Genomic DNA, 23,020 nt, shown 5'->3' on the forward strand with positions numbered 1-23,020 from the left:
GCCGGTCCAGCCGCGAGGGCGATATTTACCGTGATGCTTAAGGGAGGCCCTCAGCGGCGGCCTATGGAATTAATTTCACCGTCAAAGGAGAAAGAGTGTGTTTTTTCCCCTATTTTTTGTGATTCAAATCACCATTAATAGATATATCCTTATTTTTCAGTGCATTGAAAAATTGCTCGTTTTGATTTTGGAGAATAAATTTCTCCACTTTGCCCTCCTTTGGGGGAAAATAGGTAAGATTTTCTTCGGTCGCTAATATATATTTTAACGGTGGTTGATTTATGAAAATCTCTATGTTGATAGCAACGCGGTTGGCTATTTTTTTAGCTCTTGCGCGGCGTTTTGGCTGCTGTTTTATTAGCCGGTGATGACTGCTGTTGTTAGAGAGATAAATGTTCGCTACCTAATGTCGAATAATAGTTTGAGTATATCCTATGAAAAATAAATTTAAAGATATCGCGACTCTGGTTGTCCATGCCGGGAATCAAATTGATCCGGCGAATAATGCCATATTTACCCCGATAGTTACCGCCAGCTCTTTTATTCAGCCGAATCTCGATGAAGGCGGCGATTTTTGCTACTCAAGGGTCTCGAACCCGACCCGTAAGGCGTATGAGTCGGCGCTGGCTGAGCTGGAGGGCGGTGTTTATGCCACCGCTACCGCCTCGGGAATGGCCGCCACTAATATCGTTATGGAGCTGCTGCCGAAAGATTCACATATTATTGCAATGAAGGGCGTATACGGCGGCACCTGGCGTCTGTTCGATAAGCTAAAGGCCAATACCACCGGCGTCACCGTCTCCTATATTGATCTTAATGATGAAGAAAGCCTTATTGCCAGCATTCAGGAAAATACGTATTTAATCTGGATTGAGACGCCGACTAACCCGCTGCTGGAGCTGGTGGATATTAATAAAGTCTGCACTATTGCGAAGGCGCGCGGTATTTTGACCTGCGTCGATAATACCTTTGCCAGCGCCTGGAATCATCAGCCGCTCGAAATGGGCGCGGATCTGGTGATGCTCTCCACCAGTAAATATATCGGCGGGCACTCCGATTTAATCGGCGGGGCGGTCATCACCAATAATGAACCGCTAGCGGCCCGGCTTGATTTTATCAAAACCACCGTTGGCGCTATCGCGTCACCCTTTGATGCCTATCTGGCGCTGCGCGGAATGAAAACGCTGGATGTCCGCATGCAGCGCCAGTGCGGCAACGCCCGGCGTATTGCTGAATATCTTGAGAACCATCCGGCGGTTGCCCGCGTCTATTATCCCGGCCTGCCTTCGCATCCGCAGCATGCGCTGTGCAAAAAGCAGATGCGCTCGGGCGGCGCGGTGGTTACCGCTACCCTTAAAGGCGACGTGCAGGGCCTGAAACGCTTTATCTCCGGGCTGCGCTATTTTGTTCTCGCCGAGTCGCTGGGCGGCGTGGAGAGCATGATCAATCATTCGGCATCAATGTCTCATGCCGCGATGTCAAAAGAGGAGCGGGAAGCGATAGGCGTCTACGACACCACGCTGCGGTTCTCCGCCGGTATCGAGAACGTCGAGGATCTGATTGCCGACCTCGATACCGCTTTTGCCGCTAGCGCCCGGACACAGGATAGCGATCATGCATGACTACGGTATCTGGACAATTATCACGCCAATGGTCACCATTATTTTGGCGATCCTCACCCGGCAGGTGATTCTCTCCTTATTGACCGGCATTTTTGTCGGGTATGCGGTGATTCATCAAAGCCTCATTCAGGGCGTTGGCGGAACCCTGAACGGCATTATTGAGACCTTTGCTTCCGCCGGTAACGCCCGGACGATTATCTTTATGGTGATGATCGGCGGCATTATGCGGCTGATTGTGGTAACCGGCGGCGTGCGCAAGCTGGTCCAGTTTCTCTCTGAGAAAAACGACTTTGTCACCAATAAGAAGTCGGTTCAGCTGCTGGCTATGCTGGTAACCTCGCTTATTTTTATCGAGAGCTCGATTAACCAGCTTATTGCCGGGGCGTCGACTAAAAACCTCGCCCGGCGCTATAAAGTCTCGCCGGAAAAAATGTCCTACATTATTCAAACCTCCTGCGTCTCGGTCTGCTCATCGGTAATGATCAACGGCTGGGGTGCGGCGATGATGGGCATTATCGGCGTACAGATCGCGCAGGGCTATTTGACCGGGGAACCCTTTGAAGTGCTGGCCAGCTCGATGGTCTGGAATATCATGGCCTGGTTTTCTCTGGCATCCGTCATCTTTTATATCCTGTCAGGCTGCACCTGGGGGCCGATGAAAAAGGCTGAAGTCCGGTTTGAATCCTGCCTGATGGCGCAGGAGCAGGAACAGAGCGAAACAGAGCAGGACCCGGTGATTGACCATCCGGCATCCAACTCGCTACTCAACTTCTTTATCCCTATTCTTTCAACCGTGCTGATGGTTCCGGTCGTGCTCTATATTACCGGAGACGGCCAGTTCTCCAGGGGCAGCGGCTCCATGTCGGTCTACTCCGGGGTGATGTTCGGTACCGTCGTCTCATTTGTGTGGTTCAGACTGCGCGGTATTTTAAACGTCGAGAATTTCTTTAAAGAGCTCTATATCGGCTACGCCAGCATGGTGAAAATCAGCTCAATCATGATTCTGGCCTTTTTGATGGGACATATTTCGGCAGAGCTGAATACCGGGCAGTATATTGCTTCAATTACCTCGGGCGTTATTCCCTCCGGATTTTCGATTGGCTTTATTTTTCTGATTGCGGCGGTAATGTCTCTGGCCACCGGGACCTCGTGGGGAACTTTCGCCATTATGATCCCGATCGGCGTACAGCTGGGCGTATCGCTCGGTATCGACCCTCACTTTATGATCGGCGCGGCTATTTCCGGCTCAATCTTTGGCGACATGACTTCGCCTATTTCCAGCGACGCCATCGTGGCTTCAATGGCTACCAACTGCGATCACATTGAGCATATTCGCACGCAGATGCCCTACGCGCTGGTCACCGGGTTCCTCGCGCTCATCGTCTATTTAATCGTCGGGTTTTCGATCTAACGCTCAATATTCATATAAGGATTTATCATGACCAAGGTTATCGCTACGGCGCAGGCCCCGGAAGCTATTGGCCCCTATATTCAGGGCGCCCGGGTAGGGGGTTTTATCTTTACTTCGGGGCAGCTGCCGATTAATCCGGCAACCGGCGAGATCGCCGGGAGCGCGGGCGGGCAGGCCCGGCAAAGCCTGGAGAATATTAAGGCCATTATCGAAGCCGGCGGGTTAGCCCTCGAACATATCTGCAAGGTTAATATCTTCGTCAAGGACCTGAATGAATTTGCGGAGATTAATCAGGCGTACGCCGGGTTTTTTGACCAGCATAAGGTGCAGTATCCGGCGCGCTCCTGCGTGGAGGTTGCGCGCCTGCCTAAAGACGTCAAAGTTGAAATTGAAGCGGTAGCCTGGCAGGGCTAACGCGGCGTCAGCGTCATCATAACGGCGGCCGCATCGCGCCGCCGTTGTTATTCCTGTTTATTGAGAGCAAACGTAATGCTGATTAAAAACTATCTGCAGACATTGCCACGCGTTGAGCTGGTGGGGGCGGTGACGCCGATCCAGCATCTCAGGCGGCTGTCGGAATATCTGCAGCGCGATATCTATATTAAGCGAGACGATCTTTCATATCTTGGTATGGGGGGCAATAAGCTCAGAAAGCTCGAGTTTCTCGTCGCAGATGCGCTTCAACAAGGCTGCGATACGCTGGTGACGGCGGGGCCATTCAGTCGAATCACGTGCGCCAGACCGCTGCCGTAGCCGCGCATCTGGGCCTGAAATGTGCGGCGCTGCTTGAAAATCCGATCGCCACGGAGGCGCCAAACTATCTCGCCAACGGCAACCATTTACTCTCCTCAATGATGGGCTGTCGTCTGGAAAACGTCGAGGCGCTTAACGATCCGGACGCGCAGCTGCGGGAGCTTAGCGAGAGGCTCGCTCGCGGCGGGGCGAAGCCGTACGTCATTCCCGTTGGCGGCTCCAACGCGCTGGGGTCGCTGGGCTACGTTGACTGCGCGCTGGAAATAGCGGAGCAGTGCGCCCGCATGGATCTCCATATCGACTCGCTGGTGGTACCTTCGGGGAGCGCGGGAACCCATGCGGGACTGGCGGTCGGTTTTGCACACTGCCGGCCGGACATGGCGGTTGTCGGAGTCACCGTCTCTCGTCGCGCCAGCGATCAGCTCCCCAAAGTCGCGCAGCTGCAAAGCGAATTATCGGCGCTGCTGAACGTGGCGACCTCTTCGCCGCTGACGCTGTGGGATGATTACTTTGCGCCGCGCTACGGTATGCCGAATGCCGAGGGGATGCAGGCGGTTGAGCTGCTGGCGCGGCTAGAGGGCATCATGCTGGACCCGGTTTATACCGGCAAGGCGATGGCGGGGCTGATTGACGGCGTGCAAACATCGCGATTCGTCGGCAGCGGTCCGGTGATGTTTATGCATACCGGCGGCGCTCCGGCGCTGTTCGCCTGTTACCCGCAGGTTTAAGCCTGAATATGGCGGCTATGCCCCGGCGGTGCAGCGCTGACCGGGGCAATGATATTTTCAGCGGTCTCCCCGCTAATAGCGCTTACTCGCCATGATGGTAATAATCTGTCGATCGGTATGCTGCATCGACTGAGCGGCGATGGCGCATAAATTACGGATCGAATTTTCGACATCGCGTTCAACGATACCGTCGCTGGCGGAAACGACGGAGTTATCCAGCGCCAGCAGGATTGCTTTCCACGCGCAAGAAATGCTGGTCGATACCTTCATTGAGCAGCTGCTGGAGGCGCCATCGCAAATCATGCCGCTGATATCGCCAATCATGTTGTTTACCGCCATAGTGATATTTTCGTAACTTCCCTCCATCAGCCAGATTATCCCCGCCGCGGCGCCCATCGCGGCCGTGGTGGTGGCGCAGAGCGCGGACAGGCGCGGAAGCTTGCTGTGGATATAGATAGCCACGAGGTGCGACAGCGCCAGCGCGCGGGTGAGCTGCTGCCGGCTGGCGCCGAGTCGTTCGGCGGCAACCACCACCGGCAGGGTCGCGGTAATGCCCTGATTACCGGAACCGGAGTTGGTCATTGCCGGAAGCGTGGCGCCGCCCATTCTGGCATCCGAGGCGGCGCTGGTACGATAGAGGATCTCGGTAAAGATATCGTCAGCGGCCAGCCCCTTGTCGACCTGGCGCTTTAGCGTCGGCCCAATATGCAGACCCCACTCTTTCGCCAGACCTCGCTTCGAGAGCGCGTTGTTCATCTGCGCGGCGGCTAAAATGAAGTCAATCTCCCCGCAGGGAACGTCGCGAATAAAATCGTAGATTTGGCGCAGCGAGCTGGCGGCAACCTGGGTCAGCGGCTGCGGCCGATCGTCGCATGCGGCCTCCGCAGTTTTGACAAACACGGGCTGTCCCATTTTTTCAATCGCCACCACGTTAGTGTGGTCGCCGATGATCGTTACCGTCGCGTGCTGGTCGCCGGCAAACACCGTGGCGCGAACGTAGATCGTTTCCTCACAGGGCTCCTGCAGGACAATGCGCACGGCGCCGACGGCGAGTAGGGCTTTAGCCGCCGAAATCTCCCGCTGGCTGGCATTTTTAAGCACTTCAAGATCCGCCTGCGGGTCTCCGGCGACAGCGCCTAAGGCCGCAGCGATGGGCAGGCCGAGCATGCCGGTACCCGGCACGGTGACCCCCATTCCATTTTTCATTAAATTGGGCGAAACCGACGCTTCGATGCGCACGATGGCCCCGGATAGCTGCCGTGCCGCAACGGCGCAGGCGAGGGCGACTGAAACGGGCTCGGTGCAGCCTAAGGCTGGCTTGACCTCTTGCTGCAGGACGGTGATGAAGGCGTTCCATTTTACGCGGGTTTCCCGGTGTGGCATGACTGAGCCTCTATAGGGGTACAGAAAAATGTCCATCGAGAAAGTGAACGGAGCGGATCTCAACTCTCCCGGGCCTGGGCTCTGCAACTGTCCAGCCAGCATCGACAGGACGGCAGGCGCTGTAGTAAGAATGTTAGCGCACCCGGCAGAGAAATAAGTTGCATGTTCACTTTGCAAAAACCAGGTTTGAGAGAAAAAAATACTTTCAGGTGTGGGATGTGTAGATAATTTTACTTTTACGTCAGGCGAGCGGCGGGCATAAAAAAACCGGCCTGGTCGGCCGGTTCAGAAATCAGATTTTGCAGGCGTCGCCGCAATCATCATCGGCAACGATTGCCTGGGCTTTTTTATCAGCATCTTCAAGGCGTTCAGCGTTACGCTCCTGCGCCTCTTCCAGACCGCTAAAAACCAGGTTGTCGAGATCAATTTCCATGAGTTACCCACTTAAGTTCAGTTTTGACCGTGGGCAGATTATAGGGCAAAACGGGCGAGGGGGCACCCCATGCCGTCGTTGATCGCACGTAGCGATAATCGCGCCAGTTAACAGTTCGCCGCGTGATGAATAATTAAGCTGACTGCTAATAATGAGAGTTGACAGGTTGGCTGAATATAATTTTGGGGATTATAGAATGATTACCTGGCTATTTATTAAATGAAAGGACAACGAACGGGTAACTAAGCGTTGACTTGAATGATTTATGATATTATTGCCGCGATTATGGTTGATTCTATGGATCTTGATCGATGGCTCAAACAGCAGCAGTCGCCATCAAAGAATGGCGAAAAAATAATAAACTCATTTGTAATGTTAAACTCAAATATAAGAAGGTGTTACGCCGATGCAGAGAAATACCGCTGGCAGGGGGCAAATATAGGGAATATCAAGCGCTGTGTAATAAATACGTTTGCGCCAGATTAACCGATGCCACGGAGGGGCTGGTCAGTTTCCAGGATAAACCCTTCAAAGCGTATTTAAATAAAAAGTTGTCAAAGAGAACCAAACTCGATATTGCCTACGGGTCGTTGATTTTTATGGAAAAAACGTTTTCTGAAGCGATCATGCCGCAGCTGTATAACGTGAAAGAGTTTGGCCTGACGGTAGCTAGCGTTCCGCTGAAAAATGGTTCCAGCATTGATGTTAAGCTGCTGGCATCGCCTTTTCAGGAAGAAGGGGAGCTGATGCTCTTAATGCTCCTGGATAATAGACGCATCTACAGTCTCTGTTTTTCCTGTACCGCAGACGGCCGCGCTTATATTGGCGGAATTCAGGGAGGGAAAGACGTAACTAATGATGAAATTAAAGTCGTGACTAAGGAGCTTTTCGGTATCCGACCTAAAAATTTAATAATCACTCTGCTGTACGGTTTTTTACAGCATTGCGATATTAAAGAGATCTATGCGGTTGACAGCCATTTCCACGTTAAAAGCGACAAAGTAATGACCAATTACGCTGCGCTGTGGCTGGAAGTAGGCGGTGAGCAGTATCGTCGCGGTTGGTATAAACTGCCGTCGCAGGAAATAAAGAAAAGCCTTGAAGAGGTCAAAAGCAAGCATCGCAGCCAGTTTATCAAACGTGAAAGTTTGAAAGAGCTGGTGCAGCATGAGCTTGCGGCCTCAATGCAGCAGCTTGGCGGGCGTCTTAGCGCCGGTTAATCTGCAGCAGCGGGTTTGCCGGTCAACAGGGGGCTGTTGGCCGGCAACCTCCCGCAATCCTCCCGCACCTTCCCGCAACCTCCTGCCATCTTCCTTACTATCCCGTATACCCCTTGCTTTTCCGTTATCTCCCCTCGCGTTGGGCAGCTTAAAACCGCTTCATCTATCAACTTCCTTTTATAAATTAAAAAATTTTAAACATTAAATGCTGGATAGTTTTACATAAAATTTACAAACTCATATACTTTCTTACGTTCTTCGCTCCGTTCAGGAGCGTCCAACCAGTATGTTATGTGGTCTGTGCCTTAATTATGTCAATAAAGCACTGTTAAGAATAAATACATTGGTTACAACGACTAGCGTCGTATGGGATGAAATATGGACGAACAACGAGGTAGCGGCAGAGGGATGTTCTTCACCGCCTGGCGCCTGCTATTTGTGTTATTGAGTTTTTGCATTGGGCTGTTCTTAACTATCTGGGGTGGCAAGCTCCTCTCTCTTGGCGGCAGCGCCTGGTATCTGTTGGCGGGCCTGGCCTATATGGTTATCGCCGTCGGCTACCTTATCCGCAGTAAATACGTTCTTCCTTTCGCAATTATTACCTTCTTTCTGACCCTGGTCTGGGCACTTTACGAAGTCCAGCTTAGCTACTGGGGACTGATCCCTCGCCTGGTGGTTCCCGCTCTGCTGCTGATGCTGGGCCTGTGGCTGGCCGCGACCCTGCCGGTAAAACGAGCGCAGGTTCGCTACGCTAACCGCGGCGCCGCGGTAATTTTCATCGCGCTGCTGGCGACGCTGGTGTCGGCGTTCTATCCGCACGGCGGCATCCATAACGGCGTCGTCAAAGCGGCGACCGACGGCGGGCCGACCGAGGCGGCGAAAAGCGATAACTGGGCGTTCTTCGGCCGCGATGCCTCCGGTACCCGCTTCGCGCCTTACGATCAAATCACCCCGGAAAACGTCAAAAATCTGAAGGTGGCCTGGACCTATCACACCGGCCGTCGGCTGACCGGCGCGGGGATCGGGGTTGATGAAAATACCCCGCTGCAGATTGGCGATACCCTTTATTCCTGTACGCCGCTCAACGTGGTGACCGCGCTGGATGCCGACACCGGTAAAGCGCGCTGGCGCTTTGACCCGCACGCGCAGACCGCAGAGCACGTTACCTGCCGCGGCGTGGGCTATTACGACGTGCAAAGCGACGCCTCGCTGAGCGCCGAGGAGAAGGCCAGCCCGTCACTACAGCAGTGCCCGCAGCGGATTCTGGTCTCCACCGTTGACGCCCGCCTGCTGGCGCTGAATGCGAAAACCGGTGAACTGTGCGAAGACTTCGGCACTCACGGCAGCGTCGATCTGAAGCAGGGGATGGATAACACCGAAAACAGCAAGCGCTATCACCCAACCTCAACGCCGGTGATTATGGGGCACATCGCGGTGCTCGGCGGCTGGGTTCGCGATATCGTCCACGGCGAGCCCTCCGGCGTGGTCCGCGCCTTTGATGTGCGCAGCGGTAAGGTGGTGTGGGCCTGGGATGTTGGCCAGCCGGAAAACGTGACCGATCCGCAAAAAGGCCGCGTCTACACTCTCGAAACCCCGAACGTCTGGACGGTGCCGGGCTTTGATAAAGAGCTGAACCTGGTGTATCTGCCGACCGGCAACGGTCCGCCGGATTACTGGGGCGGCGATCGTAACGAGGCCAAAGAGAAGTACGGCTCCTCGGTGGTGGCGGTCGATGCCAGTACCGGCGAAACGAAGTGGGTCTTCCAGACCGTGCACCACGATATCTGGGATTATGACCTGCCGTCCCAGCCGGTGCTGTTCCACATGAAGAACGACCAGGGCGAAGAGGTCCCGGTACTGATTCAGACCACCAAAACCGGCCAAATCTACGTCCTTGACCGCCGTACCGGCAAGCCGGTGACCCGCGTCGAGGAGCGGCCGGTGGCGCAAGAAGGGGCGGAAGGCGAGCGTCTCTCCGCGACCCAGCCGTTCTCTACCGGCATGCCGCAGCTCGGCGTTGAGCCGTTAACCGAGAAATCAATGTGGGGCGTGACGCCGTTTGACCAGCTGATTTGCCGTATTGACTTCAAAGAGTCCACCTACCTTGGGATGTATACGCCGCCATCAGAGAAGCCGTATATCGAATGGCCGAGCCTGCTGGGCGGCATGAACTGGGGCGGCATCACCATCGATGAACGCACCGGGACGCTGTTTGTTAACGATATGCGTATGCCGCTGAGAATGTCGCTGGTGCGTCAGGAAGATATGGCGAAATATAAGGTCTCCACCGACGAAGTCCCGGGCTTCATGGGCACCGTCCGTCCGCAGATCGCCGGGCCATACGGCGGCGTGCGGATCGATATTCTGCAGTCCGCGCTGGGCGTACCCTGCAATACGCCGCCGTTCGGCACCATGAGCGCCGTTGACCTCAATACCCGTCAGCTGCTGTGGCAGGTCCCGATGGGCTCGGTCGAGGATACCGGTCCGCTGGGTCTGAAAACCCATATGCATATTCCTCTGGGAATGCCGACTCTGGGCGGGCCAACCTCGACCGCTTCCGGGCTGATCTTCTTTGCCGGTACCCAGGATAACTATCTGCGGGCGCTGGATTCGGCGACCGGGAAAGAGCTGTGGCGCGCGCGTCTGCCGGTAGGCGCAGTGGCCGCGCCGCTGATTTACAAATCGCCGAAAACGGGCAAAGAGTATGTGGTGATCTCCGCCGGCGGCGCCAGCCACTCGCCGGACGTCGGCGACGATATCATCGCCTACGCCCTTGAAGAGTAGCGCCCGCGGGCTATTCACGCCTAACGAGGATTAGCTCCCTCCGGTGAACAAAACCTGCCGCTGAACAACCGGCAGGTTTTTTTTCGCCCGCTGCCGGGCAGGGGCGAACTAAACGGCGTGGCAGGCGACGTGATGGCCTTCGGCGACCTCCCGGAGGGCGGGGACTTCCCGGCGGCAGCGTTCGCTGGCCTGCGGGCAGCGGGAGGAGAAGCGGCAGCCGGGCGGCGGGTTTGACGGGTCCGGAATCTCTCCCTGCACCACGACCGCCGGTTCGCGGAGCGGGTCTAAGGTGGGGACCGCCGCCAGCAGCGCCCGGGTATAGGGATGCAGCGGCCGGGCAAACAGCGCATCGCGGCTTGCGGTTTCCACCAGCTGTCCGAGATACATCACCGCCACGTCATCGCACAGATGCTCCACCACGCCAAGGTCGTGGGAGATAAACAGGAACGTGACCCCCAGATCGTCGCGCAGGTCGGAAAAGAGGTTAATGATCTGCGCCTGGATTGAGACGTCCAGCGCCGAAATCGGCTCGTCGGCAATAATGAAATCCGGGTTGAGTATCAGCGCCCGCGCGATGCCGATGCGCTGGCGCTGGCCGCCGGAAAATTCGTGCGGAAAACGGTTGTAATGCTGCGGCGCGAGGCCGCAGATCTGCATGACCGCGAGGGTCCTGTCATACAGCTCCGCCTTGCTGCACAGCCTGTGTTCCAGCATCGCCTCGCCGATGGCGTCGCCAATGCGAATTCGCGGGTTCAGCGAACTGTAGGGGTCCTGAAAGACCAGCTGGATTTTCGGCCGCAGCGCCCGCATCTCGCGCGGGGAGAGCGCGCTGAGCTCGCGGCCGCGGTACCTGACGCTGCCCGCGGTTTTCTCATACAGCCCGAGCAGGGTGCGTCCGACGGTGGTTTTACCGCTGCCGGATTCCCCCACCAGGCCGAAAATGGTCCCCGGACGGATCTTAAAGCTCACGCCGTCCACCGCCTGCAGCTCCCCGGTTTGCTGACCGAACAGCCCGTCGCGCAGCGGGAAGTGCTTTTTAAGTCCTTCGACCTCGATGACGTATTCATTGCTCATGCCACGATCTCCGCTAACTCGCTATGAAAACAGGCGACCTGCCGGGCGCGGCCCGCCAGCGGCGGTATCCCCTGGCGGCAGCGTTCGCTGGCGCGCGCGCAGCGATCGGCAAAGGCGCAGTAAGGCGGCAGAGCGGCCAGATCCGGCACCTGTCCGGGGATCGAGTAGAGGCGGCGACGGCGCTCGCCGGGCACCGGGCGGGAGGCAATCAGCCCCTGGGTATAGGGGTGCTGCGGGTGGCGTAATATCTCGGCCGTCGGGCCCTGTTCAACAACCCTGCCGGCGTACATTACCACCACGTGCTCCGCCATTTGCGCAATAACGCCGAGATCGTGGGTAATCAGCATCATCGCCATCCGGCTGGCCCGGGAACGATCGCGCAGAAGCTGGAGGATCTGCGCCTGCACGGTGACGTCCAGGGCGGTGGTGGGCTCGTCGGCGATCAGCAGCTGCGGTTCGCAGCTCAGGGCCATCGCGATCATGATGCGCTGCAGCATACCGCCGGAGAGCTGGTGCGGATAGCTCTCCATCAGGCTCTCCGCCCGCGCCAGTCCGACGTCGCTAATGAGCCGCGTCGCGTGCTGCCAGGCGGCCTTTGCCGATTCTCCGCGATGGCGGATCAGCGGTTCGCACAGCTGCTCGCCGATGGTGAATACCGGATTGAGCGCGCTCATCGGCTCCTGGAAAATCATCGCCAGCCGGTTGCCGCGCAGATCGGCCATTTTTGCCGCCTTCAGGCGCAGCAGATCCTCGCCGTTGAATAAAATCTCTCCGCCGTCGATGCGCGCCGCCTGGGGAGGCAGCAGGCCCATCAGCGACATGGCGGTGACGCTTTTGCCGCAGCCGGACTCGCCGACCACGCCGACGGTTTGCCCGGCATGAATGGCGAAAGAGACCTCCTGCACCGCCCGCACGCGGTTTTTTTCGCCGGCAAAGGAGACCGAAAGCTGGTTAAAGGTGATTAGCGGCGCGCTCATTTCAGCCTCTGTTTCATTTTGGGGTCCATCGCATCGCGCAGGCCGTCGCCCAGCACGTTGATGGCGATAACGGTGATAAAAATAGCCAGTCCCGGCGGCATCCACAGCCACGGGCGGCGCTGGAAGTCGATCAGGCTGTTGGCGGCGTCCATCATATTGCCCCACGACGGGGTTGGCGGCACCACGCCGAGGCCGAGATAGCTGAGGGCCGACTCGCTCAGAATGGCGTTGGCGACCGCCATCGTCGCCATCACCACCAGAATCGGGATGGTATTCGGCAGCAGATGACCAAACAGGCGGCGGCGCGCCGACAGGCCCAGCACCTGGGTTGCCAGCATAAAGTCGCGCTCGCGCAGCGACAGGCACTGGCCGCGCACCAGCCGGGCCAGCTTCGGCCACTCCAGCAGGCTCAGCATAATGACCACCATGTAGATCCGCGACTCCGGGGAGAAATCGAGCTCCGAGAGCATCGCCCCGGCGACAATCAGCAGCGGCAGGCCGGGAATGGTCATCACCAGATCCGCCAGGCGCATGATCAGCCAGTCGGTCAGGCCGCCGGCATAGCCGGAGACCGCGCCAAGCAGATAGCCCAGGGTGACCGACAGCAGCATGGTCAGGAGGCCGATAATCAGCGAGATCCGCCCGGCCAGCAGCAGCCGGGTATAGACGTCGCGGCCGAGAAAATCGGTACCCAACCAGTGCTCAGCGCCGGGGGGCTTGTTGATCATCAGCACGTCGGTGGCGTCATCTTTCCACGGCGACCACAGGGGGCCCAGCACGCACCATGCCGCCATCACCAGCAGGACTATCAGGCACAGCATCGCCAGCCGGTTGCGCCGCAGCGCTTGCCAGGCCTGGCGCCAGGGCGATGGCGCGATCTGCGCCAGCGTCGGGATCTCCGCTTTACGCAGGCGACGGTTGGTTGAAAACAGTGAACTGAGCATTATGACCTCACCCGGATTCGCGGGTCGGCCCACGCGTACAGCACGTCGGCAATCAGGTTGCCGAGGATCGTCAGCACCGCCAGAAACAGGGTAAAGCCCATCAGCACCGGGTAATCGCGGGCGGCCAGCGAGTCGATATGAATATGGCCCGCCCCCGGCCAGTTGAAGACTTTTTCGGTGATGATGGCGCCGGAAAACAGCCCCGGCAGCTCAAAGCCGAGCAGGGTGATAATCGGCAGCAGCGCGTTGCGCAGCGCGTGCCTGAAGATGACCGTGCGTTCGCGCAGCCCCTTGGCGCGGGCGGTACGAATAAAATCCATTTTCACCACCTCGAGCATGCTGGCGCGAAAATAGCGCGTCAGGCTACCGGCCTGCAGCATCACCAGCGCCAGCACCGGCAGCGCCAGATGCGCCGCCACCTGCAGGATATAGGCCCTGCCGCGCTCATCGCTGCCGGTGTTGGTCATGCCCCCCGGCGGCAGCCAGTGCAGATCGACGGCGAACCACTTAATCAGCAGCAGGCAGAGGAAAAAGGTCGGAAAGGACATGGCGGCGAAGACGGCGATGCTGACCAGGTGATCGAACAGCGAGTTGGGCTTCATGGCGGAAACAATCCCCACCGTCAGGCCAATGCCCCAGTAAAAAACCAGCGCGACGCTGGCCAGCAGAAAGGAGTTCCAGACGTACTGGTTGAGCAGCTGGCTGACCGGGATCTGGTACTGCAGCGAGAAGCCCAGGTCGCCGCGCAGCAGCTGGCCGAGCCAGTGCAGGTAGCGGGTGAACAGGGGCTGGTCGAGGCCGTAGATGGCCTTCAGCTCGGCGGCGCGGGCGGCGGTAAGAGTGATATTACCGTCGATAAAGTCGCCCGGGGTTTTAGCGAACAGCATAAAAATGATCAAGGAAGCCAGCAGCAGCATCGGCAGAGTTTGCAGCAGCCGTCTGAGGATAAAATTTCTCATAACATTCTCATATCCCCCGCCGGGAAACCCCGGCGGAGGCGATTTTTACCTGGCGATTTTCACGTCCGGCAGGCTGCCGGTCAGACCGTTATAGATATCCGGCTTAAAGCCGCTGACCCTGGCGCTGCTGGCGGAGAGGATCTGGCGGTAGCCGAGGAAGATAACCGGCGGGTCTTCCGCCAGCACTTTGTACAGCTGGTGGTAAATCGGTTTGCGCTGATTCACGTCGAGCACTGCGTTACCTGCGTTAATCAGCTTATCGACCTGCGGATTGTGATAGCCGGACTCTTTCGCCTCGCTGCTGTAGAAGTCCCATACCCCGTCATGCGGGTCGTTCAGCGTGCTGGTGCTGAAAGAGGCCAGATCGTAGTTACCCGATTTTCGCTGGGCCATCAGGGCGTTGAAGTCCACCACCTGCGGCTTAAGCAGGACGCCAATCTGCTGCCAGTTCTCTTTGGCGATGGGGATCAGCGCATCGTTGAGCACCTTCTTGCTGACCAGCAGCGTCAGCTCCAGGCGCTTGCCGTCTTTCACCCGGATGCCGTCCGGTCCGGGCTTCCAGCCCGCCTCATCAAGCAGCTTTTTCGCCTGTGCCGGGTCGTATTTATACGGGTTAACGCCTTCCGCATTGTAGGCCCAGGAGATGGGGGCGATGGGCTCAATGGCCACCTTGCCGTAGCCCTGATACACCACGTCAATCAGCTTCTGCCGGTCGAGGCCGTAAATCAGCGCCTGGCGCACTTTGACATCCTGCAGCGCCGGGCGACGAACGTTGAATTCAACCTGGCTGTAGTCGCTGGAGCCGTAGAGGTTGATGTTGGCGAAGCCGAGCATTTTCAGCTGTTCGATATCGTCCGGACGCGAGGTAAAGGCGTCATAATCGGTTTCGCCGGTCTGGAACAGCTGGAAGTTGGTGGACGGATTGGTGACGCGATAGATAAAGCGCGGCGTCGGCGGCGTACCGCGATAGTAATGGCTGTTGGCGTGGAAGCGAATCTCCTGGCCCGGGAGATATTTGTCGTAGACGTAAGGGCCGTTGCCCAGCGGCTTGCCGTGCAGCGTGCGCAGATAGTCGAGCTGCCCGCGCTGATATCCCTTGCCGTACCAGGCTTTGGACAGCACCGGGCCGCCGATTTTAGCCAGCGTCGTGGCGCCCGGTTCGCTGGTGGTCACCTGCAGCGTCAGCGGATCGATGACCTTCAGGCCGCTAACGCTGTCGGCCTTACCGGCCTTATATTCAGCGCCGCCGGCAATATTGGCGAGCGTAATGTCAGTATCGCCGTCGTATTTGGGGTCCAGCAGCACGGTCAGCGTAAAGGCCACGTCTTCGGCGGTGAGCGGCGAGCCGTCGCTGAAGGTCAGATTGGGACGCAGCTTGATGGTGTAGACCTTGTTATCGGCGCTGACGGTCCAGCTTTCGGCCAGCCCCGGCACCAGATTACCGTGGCTGTCCCAGTCAATCAGCCGTGAAAAGATGACGTTGGTGACGTTTTCATCCCAGCCGTTAACGAAGAAGTAGGGGTTAAAGATGCCCTGCGGCTCGGAAATGCCGGCGACCACGGTGTCTTTACGCAGTTTGGCGGCCGCCGGGATCTGGCTGGCATCGGTGGCCGGGGTGATCCCTTCCTGTAAAATATCATCCGCAGTGGCGACAGAAGAAAATGCCACCGCGCCGCTAATGAGCGCGATTTTCAGAGCTAGCGAGAATCGCGAATGTTTGGTTTTTAATCCGGGCAGTAATCTGGACAAAAGTGCTCCCTCATCAAATGATTGCGCTTAAATTTACAATTCATGACGAAAGATAAGAGCCGCACCTCCGGCTGTCTAACAACGAAAGGCTATGGTTTATAGCTAATTAGAATTAGCAATAATGCAGAATTAAAATTCCGGATTTGTGCTAAGGAGCAGTGGTTTCCACCATTTCTTCCGTGCCGAGGGTGAAGCGGTCCGCCACCCAGCCGTGCTGGCGCAGCGCGCCGGGCTCCAGCGGCTGCGCCAGGCGAACCCGAATCTGGCCGATCGTCCGCCCCTGAATATGTTCGCAGCTGCTGGAGAGCAGGCTGGCCTGGTCCCCGAGCAGGCCGGCGATATGCTGTAAATTCGGCTCCCGTCCGCTGCTGCCGTCAAAATGGAGCGTCACCACCTGGCGACCGGCGACCGGCGCCTCCGGCTCGCCGGGACGCGCGTGGTGCAGCGTCCCGGTCATGCTGCGGGTAACCTCGTGCTGCGGGTTGCCAAAAATCTGCCACACTTCGCCCTGTTCAATAATTTTTCCCTGTTCGAGCACCGCCACCCGATCGCACAGCGTACGAATCACGTCCATCTCGTGGGTGATAAGGATAATGGTCAGGCCGAGGCGCTGGTTTATCTCTCTCAGCAGCGCCAGCACGGCGTAGGTATTCTCCGGGTCGAGCGCCGAGGTCGCCTCATCGCACAGCAGGATTTCCGGCTGAGTGACCAGCGCGCGGGCAATACCGGTACGCTGTTTCTGCCCGCCGGAGAGCCTGGCCGGCCAGCTGTCGCGCAGGGCGCTGAGGCCGACCAGCTCAAGCATTTCATCGACCCGCCGCCGCCTTTCGTCCCGGGGAACGCCGGCCATTTTTAGCGGCAGTTCGACGTTCTGCGCCACCGTCTTCGTCGACATCAGATTGAAATGCTGAAAGATCATCGCCACCCGGCGGCGCAGATCCCGCAGCTGGGCGGGTAAATAGCGCCGGGTAGGCTCGCCGTGAATAATGATTTCGCCGCTGTCGGCGCTTTCCAGGCGGTTAAACAGGCGCAGCAGGGTGGATTTCCCGGCGCCGCTGCGCCCGATAATGCCGAAGATTTCGCCCTGCTGGATAGTCAGGTTGATATCCTGCAGCGCCCGAACGCCGTTGGGATAGGCTTTGCCTATGTGGGTTAACTCAATATGCGGTACTGCGGTGAGCGCATTGGTCACGGTGATCTCCTCCGTTAGCCAGCAAATAGCGGCAGCGGTGGCGCTGCCGGGTCAATTTCAGCGGTCAGAAACCGGGCACAATTTTGCCCTTATAGCGGGTCAGGATGAAATTGCGTACCGCCTCGGAGTGCAGGGCTTTCGCCAGCTTCTGGATCCCCGGATCGTTGATGTTGTCGGGGCGGGCCACCAGGTACTCGACGTAAAGATCGCTGCCTTTTTCCACCAGCAGCGCTTTGTCGGTATCAATTCCGGCCTCCAGCGCATAGTTGGCAAAGATAAACGCCAGGTCGACCTGATTCACCGCCCGAGCCAGCATCGCCCCCTCCAGCTCGCGAATTTTGAAACGGTGCGGATTGCTGACGATATCCCGGGTGGCCGACTGCGGGTCCTGCGGGTTTTTCAGGGTGATAAGCCCCGCGTTGCTGAGCATCACCAGCGCGCGGCCGGTATTGACCGGATCGTTGGGGATGGCGATGGTGGCGCCGTCCGGTACCTCTTTAATGGATTTGTATTTGCTGGAGTAGGCGCCAAACGGTTCGATATGGACGCCCACCACCGGCACCAGATTGGTGTGCCGCGTCTGATTGTAGTTATCGAGGAACGGCCGGTACTGGTAGTAGTTGGCGTCGAGATTTTTTTCCGCCAGCTGCTGGTTAGGCTGAATAAAGTCGTTGAAGACTTTGATTTTTAAATCGACCCCTTCTTTCGCCAGCACCGGTTTGACGAATTCGAGGATCTCCGCGTGCGGGACCGGCGTGGCGCCGACGGTCAGCGTTTCGTTGGCGGCGGCCGATAAAGAGAACAGGGCCAGCAGCCCGGCGGCGATAAGCGTTTTTTTCATGATCTTTTCCTTTAATTTTTGCGCGACGGATGCCCGTCAACCGGCTGTGGCAGCGGGAAGAGGGCGGGCATCCTTTATTTACGGCTTATCGACCGCACGAGGCGGTCGCCGCTCATTTGTAATATCTGCACCAGGGCAATCAGCAGCAGTACGGTGACGACCATTACGTCGGTCTGAAAGCGCTGATAGCCAAAACGGATCGCCAGGTCTCCGAGGCCGCCGCCGCCAATTACGCCCGCCATCGAGGTGTAGTCCACCAGCAAAATGGCGGTGACGGTAACGGCGGCAACCAGCCCCGAGCGCGACTCGGGCAGCAGGGTGTGCCAGATCAGCTGCCAGGTGTTGCCGCCCATCGACCAGCTGGCCTCTACCAGCCCGTGATCCACTTCGCGCAGCGCCGTTTCGACCAGCCGGGCGAAGAAGGGCGCGCAGCCGACGACCAGCGGCGGAATGGTGCCCTGCACCCCCAGCGAGGTGCCGGTGATGAAGGTAGTCACCGGGATCATCACGATCAGCAAAATGATAAACGGCAGCGAGCGCAGCACGTTGACGCACAGCGACAGCAGGCGGTAAAGCCGCGGGGCGTGCAGCAGCCGAGGCTGGCCGGTCAGGTAGAGAACGATCCCCAGCGGCAGGCCAATCAGGACGGTAAAGCCCAGCGACCAGCCCAGCATCGTCAGGGTATCGATAGCGGCCTGCGCCACGTCGTTCCAGTCGATTTCGGCAAAAAATTCCAGCACCGTCGCCACCTTAGTTCCAGTCGTGGCGCTGTGGGCGAACGCCGTTCAGCACCCAGTTGCCCAGCAGCTGATACTTCCAGCGCACCGGGTCGTGCAGGGTATGGACGCGGGCGTTGCGCCAGTGGCGATCGAGGTTGTTGCTGCTGCTGGTGGCTCGGGTGCCGCTGAGCTCGAACAGGCGGCTGGCGGCCTCCAGCGCCACTTCGGTGGTGAACACCTTCGCGCGGGCGACGGCAACCGAAGCCAGCGCCACGTTCTCCTCGTTCAGCGCGTTGCGGTAGCGATCGAGGGTTTTCCCCGCCTGCTCCAGCAGCGCCTCGGCGGCGGCCAGCCGGCTGTCGATCTGCCCGATATGGTAGATGGTGAGCGGGTCGTCGCTGGCGCGCTCTACCCCGGCGTCAATCCACGGCCGGGCGAACTCGCGCACGAACGCCACCGTGTCGTTCAGGGCCGCCCGGGCGATGCCGGCATCGATGGCGGCGGTGGTGAGCTGCGCGAAGGGCCCGGCGAGAGTTGGGGTGGCGTAGGATTGCCACGTCGGAAACAGATGGAACGGCTGGACCGCCAGATCCTCGGCCAGCACCGTCCCGCTGGCGGTGTTGCGCTGGCCGAGGCAGGCCCAGTCGTCGACCACGGTCAGACCCGCGCTGTCGCGAGGGACAAACGCCAGCTGCGCTTTGTCGTCGGCATCTAACGCTAAAATGCCGATCCAGTGGGCGTAGAGGGAGCCGGTGCAGTAGCCTTTGCGGCCGTTGATATACAGACCCTCCGCGCGGGCTTCAAGCCGGGTGCGGATATCCAGAACCGTTTTACCCCCGGTTTCTGAGAGGGCGTTGGCAAAGCGGTGCCCCTGCAGGACGAGGTTAAAAAAGAAGGCGCGCTGCTCATCGCTGCCCTGCAGGCGAATATCCTCCAGCAGGCAGTAGTGGTTCTGCGGAATTTGCCCCAGCGAGGGGTCGGCGGCGGAGATAATGGCGATAACCTGCGCCAGCGTGGCGGCTGAGACTTCGGCTCCGCCCCAGCGGCGCGGTACCGTAATGCCCCATAGCCCGCTATTGGAAAAGGTATCGACGATCTCGGGTGGCACAATGCCGCTACGGTCGCGCTCGGCGGCGCCGGGCTGCAGCACCAGGGCTATCTCATGGGCGATGGCCACCGCTTCTTCATCGCTGCTGATGACGTGCGCTTGCGGTGCGTAACGCGTGTAACTAACCGGCTGTGTGCTTTCTGGCATGCTGATTCCATCCTGATTAACGAAGTTCTATATGCAAAAAATAGATAACTAAATAATCTATAATTCCAATGAGTTATATAATCATTAGCAAAGGCTGTGCCAGAAAATCAAATTTTTATTTGATTTATAATCAACGAGTTAGGTTTTTGTGTCTGCAGAGAAGATGCTGCAAATGCAGCTGCGCTGAATGCGGGCTGCTGCATTTGCGACAGCCGGCTTGCTGAAATCTTCGTTATATAGTCTGATATATAACGAAAATAACGATGCAGGGGATCTGAAGTGAAGCTATTTATGTTCTATGTTGGCGGCAATGCGGGAAAATCGAATATTGAAGTGCACGATATTCAGTTTGTGGCGGCGGAAAAACCCGAGGATGCCTGGCCCGCTCTGCGCGCGGCGTGGTTTGGTGATGCCGATAAAATTCATATCGATGGCTACAGTCAGATTACCTGGGCTGATGGCTACGAGGTGGTATTAGCGAAGCAGCCCCCGACGGCCGACGTCAGGTTGTTCTTTGTTAATGCCGGAGGCTATCGGCCGGATACGCTGGCGGAGCTGCACGAGTTTGATCTTTTCGTGGCGCAGGGGCCGCGCGAGGCGAAGGAGAAGGCGCTGCGCACGCTGCTGCGGGGCGTGGATCAGCAGCATAAAGATAATCTCAAAGAGGTTGATGACTGCCTGCTGCTGGATAAGGTGGGCGACTGGTATCTGCACCTGACGCCCAACGCGGCGGGAACGGCGGCGAAACCTGAATGGCAGGGCTACCAGCCGATCGGGCGCTAGCCCCGCGCCGAAGCCGCTGAGGGGCGTCAGCGGGCGGAATGGCGTTTCAGGGCTGCGGCCGCCATAGCGCATCCGGATCGGCAAAGCCCGCTTCCACCGCGGCGAAGAAGCGGCTGGCGTGCAGGCCGTCAACGAAGGCGTGGTTGAACTTACCCGCGACCGGTATTACGCCGTTTTTCAGTTTGCCCCAGGTGAGGGCGGGCACCGCGGCGCCGACGTAATATTCGGCATGGGTTATGGCGCTGAAATGCAGCCACGGCAGGCAGCTGGCGCAGAAGAAGTGCTCCCCGTTGACGATAAGCGGCGCCGGATCGGTGGTTTTTGCCGCCTCAATGTTCGGCGTTGCCGCCTGGCTGAAGGCGGCAAAATCGGCGGCGCCGTCGCACCACACCTGGCGAAACCCCTCCTGAGCGGTCATCACCGGCGTCATCACTGCTATCTCATCGTATTCAATAATCTCGTCGCCCAGCATCCGCTGTTTGAGCTCAGGAATAGCGTTGGCCGCCCGCAGCAGGGCGTAGAGCGCCAGCTGGAAAAAGGAGACCTGCCGGTCTTTGGCGCATTCGTACAGCCGTTGCGCTTCAAGCGGTACGCAGAGGTTAAAGCTGGGGTTGGCAAACGTGCGATAAAATTCGAAATGCTCCCGGCGATGCCAGGTTTCTCTGTCGATAACGTGGTAGGCGGGCACGGCGCGCTCCTGGTTGGTTCGGATGTCAGAGACGACTATGCGACGATTTCAATCAGATTGCCATCGGGGTCTTTGATCACCGCCTCATAGTAGCCGTCGCCGGTGGTGCGCGGCGGAGAGACCAAAATACCCTGCGCGTCGGCGCGCTGCGCCAGTAAATCGACTTTTTCTGCGCCGCCTACCGCAATGGCCAGATGCACCCAGCCGGTGTGGTTATTATCCGGCGTCCCTGCGCTGAGCCCCGGTTTGGTCATCAGCTCAATGGCAATATTGTCGCCGATCTTCACAAAGTAGGAGGCAAAGCCGTGATTAGTCCGGCTGCAGTACTTATCGTTAATGTCGCCCGCAAAGAAGTCGACCCAGAAGCGGGCCTGCTGCTCAAGCTGACGGGTCCAAAGCGCGATATGGGCTACTTTCATCGTGAATATCTCCTGACGGCGTGTTGACAGAGAGAGAGCAGATGCATGATCATGCTCACTAATGCTCGATTATATTAATGTAAGGATTTAATGTGCTCGATTATGCGGCATTCCCTCAACAGCGACAAGCGCTTATTTGCCAGATTCTGCAGGAGAACGGCAGGGTGGTATGCGCCGAACTGGCGACCAGACTGAACGTTTCAGAGCATACAATTCGCCGTGATTTACATGAGCTTAGCAAAGGAGGGTTTTGCAAAAAGGTCTACGGCGGTGCGGTGATGAATCTGCCGGAGGCCGGAGACTATAGCGAACGCAAAGATAAAAATACGGCAACAAAAATCAGGATCGCGCAACAATGCGCAAGGCTGGTGAAGCCCGGCGGCTGTATTTTTATCGATACCGGAACCACCAACCTGGCGATGGCCGAGGCCCTACCCGCCGAGCTGGCGCTGACGGTGGTCACCAACTCGCCGGAAATCGCCGCCGTGTTGCTAAAAAAACCGCTGTATGACGTGGTGATCCTCGGCGGGCAGATACAGCGGGCATCCGGGGGATGCGTCGGCACCTCGGCGGTTGCGCAGCTGCAGGGCATTCTGTTTGATCAGGGGTTTATCGGCGGCTGCGCGATGGCGCCGGAGTCCGGCCTGACGGGATTTGACTACGCGGACTGCGAATTTAAGAAAGCGGTGATCGGGCAGTGTAGCGAAATTATCGTCGGCCTGACGTCTGACAAAATCCCGGCGGTGGCCCGTTTTGTGGTGGTTGAAAGCAGCGCTATCGATGTGCTGGTGGTGGAAGAGAACGTCAGCCGCGAGTACAGCGCCACGTTTCGCGAGCATGACATCCGCATCTATACGGTGTAATCCCCGGCCGGCGTATGCTGAAACCTGCGCTTCCTTCCCGGGAGGCGACAAATTCTCGACGATCTCGTTGCCCGGGGAGGGCGTTTACGCCGCTACCCGGGAAAACGGTCTGACTTAACCCATCGCGCTTTCGCGCAGGCGGGCTTTTAGCCTGCTGTACTCATCGATCACGTACTGCTCGGCGGCCCGCTGGTCGGCAATACGCTCAACGTTAACCGCGCAG

The 23,020-nt window shown here is 58.0% G+C and carries 20 protein-coding genes and 2 pseudogenes; 8 read left to right on the forward strand and 14 right to left on the reverse strand.

The genetic code is table 11. From position 1 onward, the window contains the following. Nucleotides 1–434: 434 nt before the first annotated feature. The 4 genes and pseudogenes from GO007_RS18030 (at nucleotide 435) to GO007_RS18045 (ending at nucleotide 4,514) form a co-directional block, all read left to right on the forward strand. Nucleotides 435–1,622, forward strand: a complete 1,188-nt coding sequence (locus GO007_RS18030; RefSeq protein ID WP_095102218.1) for a trans-sulfuration enzyme family protein — start codon at nucleotides 435–437, stop codon at nucleotides 1,620–1,622. Next, the gene (locus GO007_RS18035; RefSeq protein ID WP_095102220.1) at nucleotides 1,615–3,033 is read left to right on the forward strand and encodes a Na+/H+ antiporter NhaC family protein; all 1,419 of its coding nucleotides are present in this window, start codon (nucleotides 1,615–1,617) and stop codon (nucleotides 3,031–3,033) included. Before GO007_RS18030 ends, GO007_RS18035 begins: the two co-directional genes overlap by 8 nt. 27 nt (nucleotides 3,034–3,060) lie before the next feature. Continuing rightward, nucleotides 3,061–3,447 (forward strand): RidA family protein, encoded by a 387-nt coding sequence (locus GO007_RS18040; RefSeq protein ID WP_095102222.1) that lies wholly within the window; start codon nucleotides 3,061–3,063, stop codon nucleotides 3,445–3,447. A gap of 75 nt (nucleotides 3,448–3,522) precedes the next feature. Next, nucleotides 3,523–4,514, forward strand: a pseudogene (locus GO007_RS18045) (D-cysteine desulfhydrase). A gap of 72 nt (nucleotides 4,515–4,586) precedes the next feature. Here the strand turns inward: GO007_RS18045 and GO007_RS18050 are convergent. Together GO007_RS18050 and GO007_RS18055 are read right to left on the reverse strand one after the other, a co-directional pair. Next, nucleotides 4,587–5,897 carry an L-cysteine desulfidase family protein gene (locus GO007_RS18050; RefSeq protein WP_095102224.1) on the reverse strand — a complete coding sequence of 437 codons (1,311 nt, stop codon included), beginning with the start codon at nucleotides 5,895–5,897 and terminating at the stop codon, nucleotides 4,587–4,589. A gap of 292 nt (nucleotides 5,898–6,189) precedes the next feature. Continuing rightward, nucleotides 6,190–6,330 carry a hypothetical protein gene (locus GO007_RS18055; protein WP_004102786.1) on the reverse strand — a complete coding sequence of 47 codons (141 nt, stop codon included), beginning with the start codon at nucleotides 6,328–6,330 and terminating at the stop codon, nucleotides 6,190–6,192. Between the two features lie 311 nt (nucleotides 6,331–6,641). Between GO007_RS18055 and GO007_RS18060 the strand changes: the two genes are divergently transcribed. Together GO007_RS18060 and GO007_RS18065 are read left to right on the forward strand one after the other, a co-directional pair. Further along, nucleotides 6,642–7,550, forward strand: a complete 909-nt coding sequence (locus tag GO007_RS18060; RefSeq protein ID WP_095102226.1) for a DUF535 family protein — start codon at nucleotides 6,642–6,644, stop codon at nucleotides 7,548–7,550. A 378-nt stretch (nucleotides 7,551–7,928) separates the two neighbouring features. Continuing rightward, entirely contained in the window at nucleotides 7,929–10,334 is a 2,406-nt protein-coding gene (locus GO007_RS18065; protein ID WP_189339886.1) for a membrane-bound PQQ-dependent dehydrogenase, glucose/quinate/shikimate family, read from the forward strand. Between the two features lie 108 nt (nucleotides 10,335–10,442). Here the strand turns inward: GO007_RS18065 and GO007_RS18070 are convergent, their stop codons facing one another. The 9 genes from GO007_RS18070 to GO007_RS18110 all read right to left on the reverse strand — a co-directional run bounded on the left by GO007_RS18070 (nucleotide 10,443) and on the right by GO007_RS18110 (nucleotide 20,044). Continuing rightward, the gene (locus tag GO007_RS18070) at nucleotides 10,443–11,408 is read right to left on the reverse strand and encodes an ABC transporter ATP-binding protein (RefSeq protein WP_095102228.1); all 966 of its coding nucleotides are present in this window, start codon (nucleotides 11,406–11,408) and stop codon (nucleotides 10,443–10,445) included. After that, nucleotides 11,405–12,385: an ABC transporter ATP-binding protein gene (locus GO007_RS18075; protein ID WP_095102230.1), complete on the reverse strand. Its 981-nt coding sequence runs from the start codon at nucleotides 12,383–12,385 to the stop codon at nucleotides 11,405–11,407. Before GO007_RS18075 ends, GO007_RS18070 begins: the two co-directional genes overlap by 4 nt. Continuing rightward, nucleotides 12,382–13,329 carry an oligopeptide ABC transporter permease gene (gene opp4C, locus GO007_RS18080; RefSeq protein ID WP_157349259.1) on the reverse strand — a complete coding sequence of 316 codons (948 nt, stop codon included), beginning with the start codon at nucleotides 13,327–13,329 and terminating at the stop codon, nucleotides 12,382–12,384. Before opp4C ends, GO007_RS18075 begins: the two co-directional genes overlap by 4 nt. Further along, nucleotides 13,329–14,288 carry an ABC transporter permease gene (locus GO007_RS18085; protein WP_095102232.1) on the reverse strand — a complete coding sequence of 320 codons (960 nt, stop codon included), beginning with the start codon at nucleotides 14,286–14,288 and terminating at the stop codon, nucleotides 13,329–13,331. The genes opp4C and GO007_RS18085 overlap by 1 nt, the downstream gene beginning before the upstream one ends. Before the next feature lie 45 nt (nucleotides 14,289–14,333). Continuing rightward, nucleotides 14,334–16,037 carry an ABC transporter substrate-binding protein gene (locus tag GO007_RS18090; RefSeq protein ID WP_095102234.1) on the reverse strand — a complete coding sequence of 568 codons (1,704 nt, stop codon included), beginning with the start codon at nucleotides 16,035–16,037 and terminating at the stop codon, nucleotides 14,334–14,336. 148 nt (nucleotides 16,038–16,185) lie between these two features. Next, nucleotides 16,186–17,229 (reverse strand): methionine ABC transporter ATP-binding protein, encoded by a 1,044-nt coding sequence (locus tag GO007_RS18095; RefSeq protein WP_095102236.1) that lies wholly within the window; start codon nucleotides 17,227–17,229, stop codon nucleotides 16,186–16,188. A gap of 64 nt (nucleotides 17,230–17,293) precedes the next feature. Further along, nucleotides 17,294–18,070, reverse strand: a complete 777-nt coding sequence (locus GO007_RS18100; protein WP_095102238.1) for a MetQ/NlpA family ABC transporter substrate-binding protein — start codon at nucleotides 18,068–18,070, stop codon at nucleotides 17,294–17,296. A gap of 74 nt (nucleotides 18,071–18,144) precedes the next feature. After that, nucleotides 18,145–18,810, reverse strand: a complete 666-nt coding sequence (locus GO007_RS18105; protein ID WP_370525577.1) for a methionine ABC transporter permease — start codon at nucleotides 18,808–18,810, stop codon at nucleotides 18,145–18,147. 10 nt (nucleotides 18,811–18,820) lie between these two features. Beyond that, entirely contained in the window at nucleotides 18,821–20,044 is a 1,224-nt protein-coding gene (locus GO007_RS18110; RefSeq protein ID WP_095102242.1) for an SfnB family sulfur acquisition oxidoreductase, read from the reverse strand. Nucleotides 20,045–20,323: 279 nt separating this feature from the next. On the opposite strand from GO007_RS18110, the gene GO007_RS18115 reads away from it, so the two are divergent. Then, a complete protein-coding gene (locus tag GO007_RS18115; protein ID WP_095102244.1) occupies nucleotides 20,324–20,827 on the forward strand; it encodes a DUF1543 domain-containing protein in 504 nt (167 codons plus the stop codon). A 46-nt stretch (nucleotides 20,828–20,873) separates the two neighbouring features. On the opposite strand, the gene GO007_RS18120 is transcribed toward GO007_RS18115, so the two are convergent. Together GO007_RS18120 and GO007_RS18125 are read right to left on the reverse strand one after the other, a co-directional pair. Next, on the reverse strand, nucleotides 20,874–21,515 hold the full coding sequence (locus GO007_RS18120) for a CatA-like O-acetyltransferase, family 1 (protein ID WP_095102246.1): 642 nt from the start codon (nucleotides 21,513–21,515) through the stop codon (nucleotides 20,874–20,876). Between the two features lie 35 nt (nucleotides 21,516–21,550). Beyond that, entirely contained in the window at nucleotides 21,551–21,934 is a 384-nt protein-coding gene (locus GO007_RS18125) for a VOC family protein (protein WP_095102248.1), read from the reverse strand. Between the two features lie 92 nt (nucleotides 21,935–22,026). On the opposite strand from GO007_RS18125, the gene GO007_RS18130 reads away from it, so the two are divergent. Then, complete coding sequence (locus GO007_RS18130; protein ID WP_095102250.1) at nucleotides 22,027–22,797, forward strand: DeoR/GlpR family DNA-binding transcription regulator; 771 nt, start codon at nucleotides 22,027–22,029, stop codon at nucleotides 22,795–22,797. Between the two features lie 114 nt (nucleotides 22,798–22,911). Here GO007_RS18130 and GO007_RS29605 read toward each other — a convergent pair. Then, a pseudogene (locus GO007_RS29605) lies at nucleotides 22,912–23,020 on the reverse strand (formate dehydrogenase); the annotation flags it as partial.

Source organism: Klebsiella sp. 10-1 (assembly GCF_009758445.1).
GTDB lineage: Bacteria > Pseudomonadota > Gammaproteobacteria > Enterobacterales > Enterobacteriaceae > Klebsiella > Klebsiella scottii.

What these genes read in the sequence shown, in the direction of transcription:
- GO007_RS18040 (WP_095102222.1), top strand. Translation starts at nt 3,061, where the DNA reads ATGACCAAGGTTATCGCTACGGCGCAGGCCCCGGAAGCTATTGGCCCC.
- GO007_RS18050 (WP_095102224.1), bottom strand. Translation starts at nt 5,897, where the DNA reads ATGCCACACCGGGAAACCCGCGTAAAATGGAACGCCTTCATCACCGTC.
- GO007_RS18055 (WP_004102786.1), bottom strand. Translation starts at nt 6,330, where the DNA reads ATGGAAATTGATCTCGACAACCTGGTTTTTAGCGGTCTGGAAGAGGCG.
- GO007_RS18110 (WP_095102242.1), bottom strand. Translation starts at nt 20,044, where the DNA reads ATGCCAGAAAGCACACAGCCGGTTAGTTACACGCGTTACGCACCGCAA.
- GO007_RS18070 (WP_095102228.1), bottom strand. Translation starts at nt 11,408, where the DNA reads ATGAGCAATGAATACGTCATCGAGGTCGAAGGACTTAAAAAGCACTTC.
- GO007_RS18100 (WP_095102238.1), bottom strand. Translation starts at nt 18,070, where the DNA reads ATGAAAAAAACGCTTATCGCCGCCGGGCTGCTGGCCCTGTTCTCTTTA.
- GO007_RS18035 (WP_095102220.1), top strand. Translation starts at nt 1,615, where the DNA reads ATGCATGACTACGGTATCTGGACAATTATCACGCCAATGGTCACCATT.
- GO007_RS18065 (WP_189339886.1), top strand. Translation starts at nt 7,929, where the DNA reads ATGGACGAACAACGAGGTAGCGGCAGAGGGATGTTCTTCACCGCCTGG.
- GO007_RS18075 (WP_095102230.1), bottom strand. Translation starts at nt 12,385, where the DNA reads ATGAGCGCGCCGCTAATCACCTTTAACCAGCTTTCGGTCTCCTTTGCC.
- GO007_RS18060 (WP_095102226.1), top strand. Translation starts at nt 6,642, where the DNA reads ATGGCTCAAACAGCAGCAGTCGCCATCAAAGAATGGCGAAAAAATAAT.
- GO007_RS18030 (WP_095102218.1), top strand. Translation starts at nt 435, where the DNA reads ATGAAAAATAAATTTAAAGATATCGCGACTCTGGTTGTCCATGCCGGG.
- opp4C (WP_157349259.1), bottom strand. Translation starts at nt 13,329, where the DNA reads ATGCTCAGTTCACTGTTTTCAACCAACCGTCGCCTGCGTAAAGCGGAG.
- GO007_RS18125 (WP_095102248.1), bottom strand. Translation starts at nt 21,934, where the DNA reads ATGAAAGTAGCCCATATCGCGCTTTGGACCCGTCAGCTTGAGCAGCAG.
- GO007_RS18085 (WP_095102232.1), bottom strand. Translation starts at nt 14,288, where the DNA reads ATGAGAAATTTTATCCTCAGACGGCTGCTGCAAACTCTGCCGATGCTG.